The 13748-nt window shown below is 73.1% G+C and carries 3 protein-coding genes; all 3 read left to right on the forward strand.

The genetic code is table 11. The features are described 5' to 3' along the window. Nucleotides 1-3999: type I polyketide synthase (locus AB0C30_RS59475; RefSeq protein ID WP_357962511.1), on the forward strand; the 3999-nt coding region annotated here is incomplete at its 5' end. After that, nucleotides 3996-8600 (forward strand): type I polyketide synthase, encoded by a 4605-nt coding sequence (locus tag AB0C30_RS59480; protein ID WP_357962514.1) that lies wholly within the window; start codon nt 3996-3998, stop codon nt 8598-8600. The genes AB0C30_RS59475 and AB0C30_RS59480, both read left to right, overlap by 4 nt. Then, nucleotides 8597-13748: SDR family NAD(P)-dependent oxidoreductase (locus tag AB0C30_RS59485; protein WP_357962517.1), on the forward strand; the 5152-nt coding region annotated here is incomplete at its 3' end. The genes AB0C30_RS59480 and AB0C30_RS59485, both read left to right, overlap by 4 nt.

Raw genomic sequence — 13748 nt, forward strand, 5'->3', positions numbered from 1 at the left:
CCATGGCCGGAGACCGGTCGGCCACGCCGGGCCGGGGTGTCCTCCTTCGGCGTCAGCGGCACCAACGCCCACCTCATACTCGAACAGGCTCCTCCGCCCGCCCGCACCGCCCCTGAGCAAGACGTGCCGCTGCCGTGGGTACTGTCGGCCACCAGCCCTGAGGCGCTCCGCGCGCAGGCCGCCCGCCTGGACGAGCACCTCACCGAATTCGACCCGGCGGCGACGGGCCGGGCCCTGCTGACCACCCGGGCGAGCTTCGAGCACCGCGCGGTCATCGTGGGCGACCATAGGGAAGGGCTGCGCGCCCTTGCCTCGGGCCGGTCCGCGGCAGGTCTGATCGTCGGCAGGTCGACCGGCGGGAGAACGGCGTTCGTGTTCCCCGGGCAGGGCTCACAGTGGCCGGGTATGGCGCGCGAGCTGCTCCGGACCTCGCCCGAGTTCCGCGACCACGTGCACGCCTGCGCGGCGGCGCTCGCCCCGCACGCCGACTGGTCGCTGATCGACGTGCTCGAAGAACGGCCCGGCGCGGCCTCGCTGGACCGGGTCGAGGTCGTGCAGCCGGTGCTGTTCACGATGATGACCGGGCTGGCGCAGGTGTGGCAGGCTCACGGGATCAGCCCCGACGCGGTTGCCGGGCATAGCCAGGGCGAGATCGCGGCCGCGTACGTGGCGGGCGCGCTCACCCTCCCCGACGCCGTCCGCATCGTGGCGCTGCGCGCCAGGGCCTTGATCGCGCTCACCGGCAAGGGCGGGATGCTCTCGGTGCTGCGGCCCGCCGATGAGGTCGCGGTCTACCTGGGCGGCTACGGCGGTGCCGCCGACATCGCCGCGGTGAACGGCGCGGCCAGCACGGTGGTGTCCGGCACCCCGGAGGCCCTCGACGACCTCGAAGCGCGCCTGACCGCGGACGGCGCACGGGCGCGGCGCATCCCGGTCGACTACGCCTCACACTCCCGGCAGATCGACACCGTCGAGCCCGGCATCCGGTCCGCGCTCGCCGGAATCGTGCCGATGGCCGCGAAGGTCGCCTTCTACTCGACCGTCACCGGTGACCGCATCGACACGTCCCTGCTCACACCCGAGTACTGGTACGACAACCTCCGCCGGCCCGTACGGTTCCACGAGGCCATCCGGGCGCTGCTGCGTGACGGGCACGACCTGTTCGTGGAATCCAGTCCGCATCCCGTCCTCACCGTCGGCATCGAGGACGAGGAAGGCGTGACGGTCACCGGTACGCTCCGGCGGGACCGGGGCGGATGGGCGCAGCTCCAGGAGTCCTTCGGCATCGCCCACAGCCTGGGACGGCAGGTCGCCTGGCCGGTGACCGCCGCCGACCCCGCGTACCAGGTGGAGCTGCCCACCTACGCCTTCCAGCGCCGTCGCTACTGGCTGAACGCACCGGCTGGGCGACAACCGGCGGCCGGGGCGGTTGCTCTGGACCACCCGTTCCTGCACAGTGCCCTGTCGCTCGCCGACACCGGCACGCTCGTGCTCACCGGCAGGATCGCCCCCGGCGAGCATCCGTGGCTCACCGACCACGCCGTGCACGGCACACCTGTCCTGCCCGGGACCGCCTTCGTGGACCTCGCCCTGCAGGCCGCGGCGCAGACCGGGCAGGCGGGGATCGACGAGCTGACCTTGGAGAGGCCGCTGGTACTCCCTCAGGACGGTGGTGTCGATCTGCAGATCATCGTGGGACCTCCGGACCAGGCCGGTTCGCGCCCGATGGCGATCCACGGCCGCGCCCAGGAGGAGGACTGGACCAGGTACGCCGTCGGACTGCTCGGCGCTGAGAGCGCAGGCCCGGCGGAGTTCGCCGGGGTGTGGCCGCCCCCAGGAGCCGAGCCGATCGACATCGAAGACCTCTACCGGCGGCTGGCCGTACGAGGCTACGACTACGGGCCGGAGTTCCGCGGCATGACCGCCGCCTGGCGGCTCGGTGATCGGCTGTTCGCCGAGGCCGGACCCGTCTCTCACGTCAGTGGCTTCGTGCTGCACCCGGCTCTGCTGGACGCCGCCCTGCACGTTGTGGTGGGCAATGGGACAGGCGCCCCTCGGCTGCCGTTCGCGTGGACGGGCGTGGCCGCTCGCCCCGAGGTGGGCACCGGGCTCAGGGTCCTGGTCCGGCCCTGCGAGGGCGACACGGTGTCGATCCAGCTCGCCGACCCTGACGGACAGCCGGTCGCCGCCGTTGGCTCGCTGGCGTTGCGTCCACTGGAGGCAGGACGTCTGCGCTCCGCCGGGCGACGACCGTCCACGCTGTTCCGGCTGGCCTGGCCCACCCTGCCGGTCCCCGCGGATCGCAGGCAGGACGATGTCATCGTCGAGCTTCCCGCGTGGGAGAGCACCGCCGAGGCGGCGCAAGCGGCGGCCGAGCACGCACTCCGGCTGCTGCGCGACTGGGTCACCGCCGAACGCGACGACACCGCGCGCCTGGTCCTGCTCACCCAACGCGCGGTGGCGGCAGCTCCCGGCGAGGACGTCCACGACCTCGCCAACGCCACGGTCTGGGGCCTCGCGCGGACCGCGCAAAGCGAGCACCCGGGCCGGATCGTGCTCCTGGACAGCGACGGTCACCCGAGTTCCACCGAGGTGATTCCGGCGGCGCTCGCCACAGGCGAGGACCAGCTCGCACTGCGCGCGGGTGAGATCCACGTCCCCAGACTCGTCCAGGCCGACCTCTCGTCCGCGACTTCGGGGGACGGTACGGCTCCAGCCCCCCACAAAGAGGCGATGGAGGGGACGGTTCTCATCACCGGCGGCACAGGAACGCTCGCCAGGCTCGCGGCCCGCCGCCTGGTGACCCACCACGGCGCCCGCCGCCTGCTGCTGGTGAGCCGCAACGCGACCAGGGCTCCGCAGGCGGTGGCGGAGCTGGAAGAACTCGGCGCGGAAGTCACCCTCGCCGACTGCGACGTCGCGGATCACGAGGCCCTGGCGAAACTCATCGCCACGATCCCCAGGCTCACCGCCGTCATCCACACCGCGGGCGTGCTGGACGACGCCGTGCTGACCGCCCAAACCCCTCAGCGCCTGGCGAACGTCCTGCGCCCCAAAGCGAACGCCGCCTGGCATCTGCACCAGTTGACCAAAGACCTGGACCTGTCCGCGTTCGTGCTCTACTCCTCGGCCGTCGGTCTCGTCGGCTCCCCGGGCCAGGCGAACTACGCGGCCGCCAACACCTTCCTCGACGCTCTCGCCCAGCGCCGCCGCGCCGCCGGGCTCCCCGCGATCTCCCTGGCCTGGGGACTGTGGGCGGCGGGTAGTGGCATGACCGGCCATCTCACCGATGCCGACCTGCGGCGGCTGGGGGGCGGCGGCCTGCTGCCGCTGGACACCGAGCAGGCGCTGGACCTGTTCGACACCGCGCTCACCAGCTCGGACGCCATGCTGGTGCCCGCCAGGATCGCGGCCGAGGCCGCGGACCCGCCCGCCGTCCTGCGCGGTCTCGTACACGGCCCCGCCCGCCGCGCCGCCGTACCCGCGGACGACGCGCGGCTGGCCGGACTCGACCCGGAGCAGCGCAGAAAACTGCTGCTCGACCTGGTCCGGCAGACCGCCGCCGACATCCTGGGTCACCCTGACGCCGACGCGGTGGCGCCCGGCCGAGGCTTCCAGGCCGCGGGCTTCGACTCCCTGATGGCCGTGCGATTCCGCAACCAGGTCGGCGCCAGGCTCGGACTCCGCCTCCCGGTCACCACGATCTTCGACCATCCCACGCCCGCCGAACTGGCGGCACACCTTGAAGAGCTGGTCGCACCACCCCCCGCCGATCCTGTCGAGGCACTGCTGGCCGAACTCGACCGGATCGAGGCCGCGCTGCGGGCCGTTCCCACCCCTAGCGCAGTGATCACAGCTCGGCTCCGGGACCTCGCGCGGGCAAGCGGGCCTGCCACCGCGGAGCCCGCCACCGATCTGGCCGACGTCACAGACGACGAGCTTTTCGACGTGCTCGACCACGAGCTGACGATCCCGAGCACCGACGGAGAGCTCGCATGACCTCCAACGAGGACAAGCTCCGCGACTATCTTCGGCGCACCACCGCCGAACTGCGGCAGACCCGGCGTCAGATGGAAGAGTCCGAAGCCGCCAGGACCGAACCCATCGCGATCATCGGTATCGGCTGCCGCTACCCGGGCGAGGCCCGCTCACCCGAGGACCTGTGGCGGCTGGTGGCGGAGGAACGCGACGTCGTCGGGCCGCTCCCAGCCGACCGCGGCTGGCCGGACCTCTACCACCCCGACCCCGACCACCCCGGCACCTCCTACGCCCGCAGCGGCGGATTCCTGCACGACGCCGCCGATTTCGACGCCGAATTCTTCGACCTGCCGCCCCGCGAGGCCGCCGCCGTGGACCCCCAGCAACGGCTGCTGCTGGAGGTGGCCTGGGAAGCCTTCGAGCGGGCCCGGATCCTGCCCGAGTCGCTGCACGGCAGCAGGACTGGGGTGTTCACCGGAATCATGTACGGCGACTACGGCACGCGGTTCCAGCGGGCGCCGGAAGACCTGGAGGGGTACCTGGTCGTCGGCAGCGCGGGCAGCGTCGCCTCGGGACGGCTGGCCTACACCTTCGGGCTGGAGGGCCCGGCGATCACGGTGGACACCGCCTGCTCATCCTCGCTGGTCGCGGTGGACCTGGCGGTCCGAGCGCTGCGGGCGGGGGAGTGCTCGCTCGCACTCGCCGGGGGAGTCACCGTCCTGGCCACTCCGGCTATCCTCATCGAGTTCTCCCGTCAGCGCGGCCTGGCCCCGGACGGGCGCTGCAAGTCCTTCGCCGACTCCGCCGACGGCACCGGCTGGGGCGAGGGCGCGGGCCTGCTGCTGCTGGAGCGGTTGTCGGACGCGGTACGCAACGGCCATCCCGTCCAGGCCGTGATCCGTTCCACCGCTGTCAACCAGGACGGCAGGAGCAGCCAGCTCACCGCACCTAACGGGCCCTCACAGCAGCGGGTGATCCGGCAGGCGCTGGCCTCCGCCGGGCTGAACCCAGCCGAGGTGGACGTGGTGGAGGCCCACGGCACCGGCACCACGCTGGGCGACCCGATCGAGGCCCAGGCGCTGATCGCGGCCTACGGTCACGATCGGCCCGCCGACCGGCCACTGTGGCTGGGATCGGTCAAGTCGAACATCAGCCACACCCAGGCGGCTGCGGGCGTCGCGGGAATCATCAAGATGGTCGAGGCGATACGGCACGGCGTGCTGCCCAGAACTCTGCACGTGGACCAGCCGTCGTCCCACGTGGAATGGTCGGGCGTACGGCTGCTGACCGAAGCCCGGCCATGGCCGGAGACCGGGCGCCCGCGGCGGGCCGGAGTCTCCTCCTTCGGCATCAGCGGCACCAACGCCCACGTCATCCTCGAACAGCCGCCGCCCGACCTGGAACAGGAGCGACGCGAGACCCCGTCCGGGCCTGCGCCGTGGGTGCTGTCCGCACGCACGCCCGAGGCGCTCCGCGCGCAGGCGGCCCGCTTGGCCGCATTCGTCCGTGCCCGCGATGCCCTTGACCCGGTGGAGGTGGCCCGCTCCCTGGCGACCACCCGTACGGCCTTCCCCCACCGCGCCGTGATCGTCGCCGACGACCCTTCCGGCTACCTGGACAGGCTCGACGCGCTGGCCCGCGGCCAAGCGCCACCGGACGTGGTTCAAGGATGCGCCACCGGTGCCGGCCTGGCGTTCCTGTTCACCGGTCAGGGCAGCCAGCGCGCCGGGATGGGCCGTGAACTGTATGCCGCCTACCCCGTCTTTGCCCAGCACTTCGATGCGGTCGCCGATGCGCTCGACGCCGAACTGGCCGGCCACGCCCGGCGCCGCGTCCGAGACGTCGTCTTCGACACCGGCGACGGCACCGACCTGGACAAGACCCTCTACACCCAGACCGGCCTGTTCGCGCTGGAAGTGGCCCTGTTCCGGCTCTTGGAGTCGTGGGGGGTACGGCCCGACCGGCTCGCCGGGCACTCCATCGGCGAGCTGTCCGCCGCCCACGTGGCCGGAATCCTCACCCTGCCCGACGCCGCCAGGCTCGTCGCGGCCCGCGCCCGGCTGATGCAGGCGCTGCCACCGGGCGGCGCCATGGTCGCCCTCCAGGCCGGTGAGCCGGAGGTGCGCGCCAGGCTCAGGGACGGCGTGTCGATCGCCGCGGTGAACGGGAGCGCCGCGACCGTCATCTCCGGCGAGGATGACGCTGCGCTGGCGGTGGCCGCCGCGTTCGAGGACCGCAAGACCAAGCGGCTGCGCACCAGCCACGCCTTCCACTCCCACCGGATGGACGGCATGCTCGCGGAGTTCGAACGCATCGCAGCCGGACTCGACCAGCGGCCTCCCGCCATCCCGGTGATGTCCACCCTGACCGGCGAGCCGCTGACCGAGGTGACGGCCGCGTACTGGGCCAGGCATGCCCGCGACACCGTCCGTTTTCTGGACGTGGCCCGAAGGCTCGACGCCGGCACCTGCCTCGAGCTGGGCCCTGACGGTGTGCTCAGCGCCATGGTCGAGGAGACGCTGCCGCCCGGCGCGGTGGCCACGCCGGTGCTGCGCCGATCCCAGCCCGAGCCTCGGACGCTGCTCACCGCCGTTGCCCACGCCTATGTATCGGGCGTCGCGGTGGACTGGGCCGCCCTGCTGGGCGGGCCCGGACAGGCCGAGCTGCCGACCTACGCCTTCCAGCGCCACCGTTACTGGGCGCAAGCACCCGCCACGGCCTCCCGGGCAGCGGACGGCCTGCGCCACCGGATCGCCTGGCATCGGCTGCCCGCCCTGGAGGACGCCAGGCCGGCCTCCGGCCGCTGGGCCATGCTGGTGCCCGCACGAGGGACCGCTGACGGCTGGGCTGCGGCGCTGACCCAGGCGCTGACCGACGCCGGAGCCGAGGTGTCGCGGATCGTCGTCGGACCCGGGGACGCCCACCGCGACCACCTGGCGAAGGCACTCGACCAGCCCGTCGCCGGGGTGCTCTCGCTGCTCCCGATGGACACAGGCCCCACCCCCGGGCACCCGGACCTTCCCTGGGGCCTCGCCGCGAGCACCGCCCTCATCCAGGCCATGGACGCCGCGAACCTCGGTGCGCCGCTCTGGTCCCTGACGCGGGGGGCGGTCGCCGCGGTCCCCGGCGATCCGGCCGACGATCCGGCGGGCGCACTGGTCTGGGGGCTGGGCAGCGTGCTCGCCATAGAGATCCCAAGGCTGGTCGGCGGGCTGATCGACCTGCCGGAGAACGCCCGGCACGACGATGCCGTCCTGGCGGTGCGGGCCCTGCTCGGAGCGCACCGCGAGACGGAACTGGCCGTGCGATCCGCGGCGGTGCTCACCCGCCGCCTGGTCCGCGCGGCCCCGGGCAGCGGCTCCTGGCAGCCGCGAGGCACCGTACTGATCACCGGTGGCACCGGGGCGCTCGCCCGGCACAGCGCCCGCTGGCTCGCCCGCGCGGGCGTCACCCGCCTCCTTCTGGCGAGCAGACGCGGAGCGCAGGCCCGCGGCGCGGCCGAGCTGGCCGCCGAGTTGACCGCGCTCGGTGCCGAGCCCGTCTTCGTGGCCGCCGACGTGACCGATCGGGACCGGCTGGCGGAGCTGCTGGCCGAGCATCCGGTCACTGCGGTCGTGCACGCCGCCGCCGTCCTCGATGACGCCGTGCTGGGCGCGCTGTCTCCTGAGCAACTGCAGCGGGTCCACCGGGTCAAGGCCGTAGGAGCGCGGAACCTCGATCAGCTCACCCGCGAGCTCGATCTGGACGCCTTCGTGCTCTTCTCCTCCGTCGCGGGGGTCTGCGGCATTCCTGGGCAGGGCAACTACGCACCGGGCAACGCGTTCCTGGACGCGCTGGCCGCACGCCGCCGCGCCGCGGGCCTGCCCGCCACCTCGATCGGATGGGGGCACTGGGCAGGAGACGGCATCGCGGGCGGAGAGGGCGAACGGCGCGTGGCCCAGCACGGATTCCGCCCCATGGATCCCGAACTCGCGGTCACCGCTCTGGCCGACGTGCCCGACGAGACCCATGTGATCGTCTGCGACGCGGACTGGGCGCGAGCGGCGGAGGGCCGGGCCGCACCGCTGCTCGCCGACCTCGCCGGCGGCACGCGGGAACCGGAACCGACGACCGCCCCGGCACTGCTCGCCCGGCTCGGCGCGGCGAACGGGCAGCGGCGCCGGGGCATCCTGCTCGAACTGGTCCGATCCCTGGTCGCCGCCGTACAGGGGCGGCCGTCGCAGGACGAGGTGGACCTTGCCCGCAGCTTCCGCGACCAAGGGTTCGACTCCCTCACCGCGGTCCGGCTGCGCAACCGCCTGATCACTGAAACCGGGCTGGCCCTCCCGGCCACAGTGGTCTTCGACCACCCCACGCCACGCGCGCTGGCCGAGTTCCTGTACGCGGAGCTGACCCCGCGGGCCCCCAGCGGCCAGGACGCGTTGGCCGAGATCGAACGGCTGGAGACGCTGCTGGCCGCCGTCCCACCGGACGACCCGCACCGCGCCGAGGCCGGGCGCCGCCTGCGCACGCTGGTGCGCCGGTGGGTGGACGAGCCCGGACCCGAGCTGGACGACCGGCTGTCGCACGCCACCGACGACGAACTCATCGACTTCATCGGCAAGGAGCTGGGGATCTCATGACCGACGACCGGATCCGGCACCTGCTCAAGCGGGTCACCGCCGAACTACACGAAACCCGTGAACGTCTCCGCGAGTCACAGGGTCAGGCCGCGGAGCCGATCGCGATCGTCGCGATGGCCTGCCACTTCCCCGGCGGTGTGGACACGCCTGAGGACCTGTGGCGGCTGGTGGCGGAAGGCCGTGACGCGATCACTGAGTTTCCGGACGACCGCGGCTGGGACGTGGCCGGGCTCTACGATCCCGACCCCGAAAGGGAAGGCACCACCTACACCCGTCACGGCGGCTTCCTTGCCCACCCCGCCGACTTCGACGCCGACTTCTTCGGAGTCTCACCACGCGAGGCTCTGGCCACCGATCCCCAGCACCGGCTGCTCCTGGAGACCGCCTGGGAGACCTTCGAACGGGCCGGCATCGACCCGCACACCCTGCGCGGCAGCCGTACCGGCGTGTTCGTCGGCACCAACGGCAACGACTACGCGAGCCCGGGGACGGTCGCGCCCGGCGAGGTGGAAGGCTATCTGGCGGTCGGCAACGCGGCCAGCGTCGCCTCCGGCCGGATCTCCTACACCTTTGGTTTCGAAGGTCCCGCGATCAGCATCGACACGGCCTGTTCCTCCTCTTCGGTGGCGTTGCACCTGGCCGTGCGGTCGCTGCGCTCCGGCGAGTGCGACCTGGCCCTGGCCGGGGGCGTGACCGTGATGACCACGGCGTCGGTGTTCGTGGAGTTCTCCCGCCAGCGCGGCCTGGCGCCCGACGGGCGGTGCAAGCCCTTCGCCGCCGCCGCCGACGGCACCGGCTGGTCGGAGGGCGTCGCGCTGCTGCTGGTGGAACGGCTGTCAGAGGCGCGGCGGCGCGGGCATCAGGTGCTCGCGGTGGTCCGTGGCAGCGCGGTCAACCAGGACGGCGCCTCCAATGGGCTGACCGCGCCGAGCGGCCCAGCGCAGCAGCAGGTGATCCGCGCGGCTTTGGCCGACGCTGGGGTGCCTGCCGCTCAGGTGGACCTCGTGGAGGCGCACGGCACCGGCACCAGGCTCGGCGACCCGATCGAGGCGCAGGCGCTGCTGGCCACCTACGGCGCGAGCCGCTCCGCCGACCGGCCGTTGTGGCTGGGCTCGGTCAAGTCCAACCTCGGGCACACCCAAGCCGCCGCGGGCGCCGCCGGGATCATCAAGACCGTGCTGGCCCTGCGTCATGGCCTGCTGCCGAAGACGCTGCACGTCGACGCCCCCTCACCGCACGTGGACTGGTCGCCGGGCACGGTACGTCTGCTCGCCGACGCACAGCCCTGGCCACAGACGGAAGGGCCGCGCCGAGCCGGCGTGTCCGCCTTCGGGGTGAGCGGAACCAACAGTCACATCGTGCTGGAACAGGCGCACTCGGAGCCCGGACCCGAAGCCCCTGAGATCTCCGAGGCGCTGCCGTTCCCGGTGTCCGCGCGCACACCGGAGGCACTGGCCGCGCAGGCCGCCCGGCTTGCGGCGTTCGTCCGCGAAGGCGGGACAGGCGTCGCCGCCGTCGCTCACGCCCTCGCCACGACCCGGGCCGGGCTGGAGGAGCGCGCCGTCATCGTCGCCGCTGACCGGGACGGCCTACTGGCCGGGCTGGACACGCTCACCCGGGGCGAGAGCGCCGAGCCGGTGGTGATCCGCGGTAGGGCGGTGGACGAGCGCCGCATCGTCTTCGTCTTCCCCGGACAGGGCTCCCAGTGGGCGGGCATGGCCCGCGAACTGCTCGACTCCTCGCCCTCTTTCTCCCGCTCGATCGAAGCGTGTGCGGCGGCGCTGGCGCCGCACGTGGACTGGTCGCTCACCGACGTGCTGCGCGGCGGCGAACTTACGCGGGTGGACGTGGTGCAGCCCGCCCTGTGGGCGGTCATGGTCTCGCTCGCCGAACTGTGGCGTTCGTACGGCGTGTACCCGGATGCGGTGATCGGCCACAGCCAGGGGGAGATCGCGGCGGCCTGTGTGGCAGGCGCGCTGTCCCTCGAGGACGCGGCCGCGGTGGTGGCGCTGCGCAGCCGGGCGATCGTCGCACTTTCGGGGCGCGGCACGATGGCGTCGATCTCCCTGCCCCTGGCGGCGGTGGAGGAGCGGATCGCCCGCTGCCCGGGAGACGTATCGGTGGCGGCCGTCAACGGCCCGTCCACGGTGGTGGTCGCGGGAGCGTCAGAGGCGGTCGCGGCGCTGGTCGAGGAGTGCGAGGCCGAGGGGATATGGGCCCGCCGCGTTCCGGTGGACTACGCCTCGCACTCCGCGCACGTGGAGACGGTCGAGCAGGAGATCAAGGACGCGCTACAGGGAATCCGCCCGCGCGCGTCTGACATCCCGCTGCTGTCCACGGTCACCGGGGACTGGCTCGACACCGCCACCATGGACGCGGGCTACTGGTACGCCAACCTGCGGCACACGGTGCGGTTCGAGCCTGCCGTACGTGAGCTGCTGGGCTCAGGACACGACGTGCTCGTCGAGGTCAGCCCGCACCCGGTGCTGACCTCGGCGCTCCAGGAGATCGCCGACGACGGGGCCGTTGTGCTCGCCACCCTGCGCCGGGACGAGGGCGGCCCAGAACGGTTCCTGGCCTCGCTGGCCGAAGCCCACGTCAAGGGCGTGACCGTGGATTGGACGCCGGCCTTCGGCGCGTGGCCCGCCCCGCCGGCTGAGCTGCCCACCTACGCCTTCCAACGACGCCGCTTCTGGCTGGGCGCCGCCCCGGTGAGCCGAGGTTCGATGGGGCATCCGCTGCTGGAGACGGTGGTGCATCCGGCGAACGAGGACGTGGTGTTGCTCACCGGGAGGATCCCGGCGCGCATCTGCTCCTGGCTGGCCGACCACCGCGTCCGGAACCGTTTGGTGGTGCCCGGCACCATGTTCGTGGACCTGGCGATTCGCGCCGGCGACGAGGTGGGCCTGCCCACCCTCGACGAACTGGTCATCGAGACACCGCTGGCCCTGCCTGCCGAGGGCGAGGTCCAGCTACAGGTGAGGGTGGACGCGCCGGATGAGGCCGGCCGCCGCCCCTTCGCCGTTCACGCGCGGGCCGTCGAGAGCGGTCCCTGGACCCGGCATGCGCACGGCCTGCTCACCTCCGGCTCCGCCGTCCCCGCATCCTCGCCGTGGACGCCGGGGGGCATCGCCGAGCCGATCGACGATCTCTACGCGGAGCTGGCCGAGAGCGGGATCGGCTACGGACCGGCCTTCCAAGGGCTGCGGGCCGTCCGGCGGCAGGGCGGCGAGGCGTACGCCGAGGTGACGCTCCCGGACGAACTCGGCGAGGAGCCCTTCGGACTCCATCCCGCACTGCTGGACGCCGCCTTCCACGCTGCCCGGCTCCCCGGCCGGTTGCCCTTCGCCTGGAGTGGCGTACGGCTGCACGCCTCCGGCGCCACGGAACTGCGGGTGCGGCTGTCCACCGGAGTCGACGGTTCGCTGTCCCTGCACGCCACCGACCCGACCGGCGCGCCCGTCATCACCGTCGACTCCTTGGTAGCCCGGCCCATCCAGGAGGGGCGGCTCGCTCCGGTCGGCCATCACGATCTCTACCGCCTTGACTGGACGCCCCTGGACCTCCAGCCGGAGGCCGCGCCCTCACCGGTCCGGATCATCGACGTGCCGACAGGGGAGAACGCCACGGCGCGAGTGCTCGGCGAACTGCGCTCGGCGCTGGCCGCACCGGAAGGCGAACGCCTGGCGGTGGTGACCCACCGCGCGGTGGCCGCCATCGGCGGCGAGTCGCCGGATGTGGAGACCGCGCCCGTCTGGGGACTGCTGCGGGCCGCCCAGACCGAACACCCCGGCCGTTTCCTGATCATTGACGTGGACGCCGAGTCGGCCTCGGCGCTTCCCACCGCCATCGCGGCAGGCGAGCCCCAGCTGGCGCTACGCGGCGGAGCCGCCCTGGCACCCAGGCTCGCCAGGGCGTCGGCCACCGCCGAGCGCGTATGGTCGTTCGCCCCGCACGGCACCGTCCTCATCACCGGCGGGCTCGGGCTGCTCGGCGGTCTCATCGCCCGCCACCTGGTGACCCGTCACGGCGTCCACAGGCTCGTGCTGCTCGGCCGCCGCGGCGCCACCACCCCAGGCGCCGCCGACCTGGTGGCCGAGCTGACGGGACTGGGCGCGCAAGCGCGCGTCGCCTCCTGCGACGCGGCAGACCGGGACGCGCTGGCCCAGGTCATCGCCGACATCCCCGCCGACCACCCGCTCACCGCGGTGGTGCACGCGGCCGGGCTGCTCGACGACGGGGTGATCACTTCCCTGACGGGAGAACGGCTCGACGCGGTGATGCGTGCCAAGGCGGAGGCGGCCTGGAACCTTCATGTGCTCACCAAGGACATAGAGCTGAGCGCGTTCATCCTGTTCTCTTCGGCCGCCGGCGTGCTCGGCACCCCTGGCCAGGGCAATTACGCGGCGGCGAACGCCTATCTGGACGCACTCGCCGCCCACCGCCACGCTGCGGGGCTGCCCGCCGTGAGCCTCGCCTGGGGCTTGTGGGCCGAGGCCAGCGCGATGACCGGGCACCTTGAGGCGTCCGACCAGAGCAGGCTCGCCCGCCAGGGCATCCGGCCGTTGACCGTCGAGCAGGGGCTCGCGCTGTTCGAGGCGGCGGGCCAGGCGAGCGACCCGCTGCTCGTGCCCGTACGGCTGACGGCTCCCGACCCGGTGCCGCCGCTGCTGCGCGGACTGTTCCAGGCCCGCCGCCCGACGGCGCGCGCCGCGTCAGGCTCGTTCGCCCAGCGGCTGCGGGACCTGCCCGACGGGCAGCGTGACCAGGCTCTGCTGACGCTGGTGGGCGAGCTCGCCGCCGCGGTGCTCGGCCGCGACGGCCTCACCGACGGCGACCGTACGTTCCGCGAGCTCGGCTTCGACTCTCTCACTGCCGTGGACCTGCGCAACCGGCTCGCCGCCGCCACCGGGCTCCGGCTTCCTGTCACCCTGGTGTTCGACTACCCGACACCCGCCGCGCTGGCGCATCGGCTTGGCGCCGAACTCCTCGGCGAGGCGAGCGGCCCGGCAGCCGTCGCCGTGCGGGCCGCCGCCGACGACGACCCCATTGTGATCGTGGGGATGGCTTGCCGGCTGCCGGGGGGTGTGGCCTCGCCGGAGGATTTGTGGGAGCTGGTCGTCTCGGGTGGGGATGCGATCGGGGCTT

The organism is Nonomuraea sp. NPDC048901 (assembly GCF_040649695.1).
GTDB lineage: Bacteria > Actinomycetota > Actinomycetes > Streptosporangiales > Streptosporangiaceae > Nonomuraea.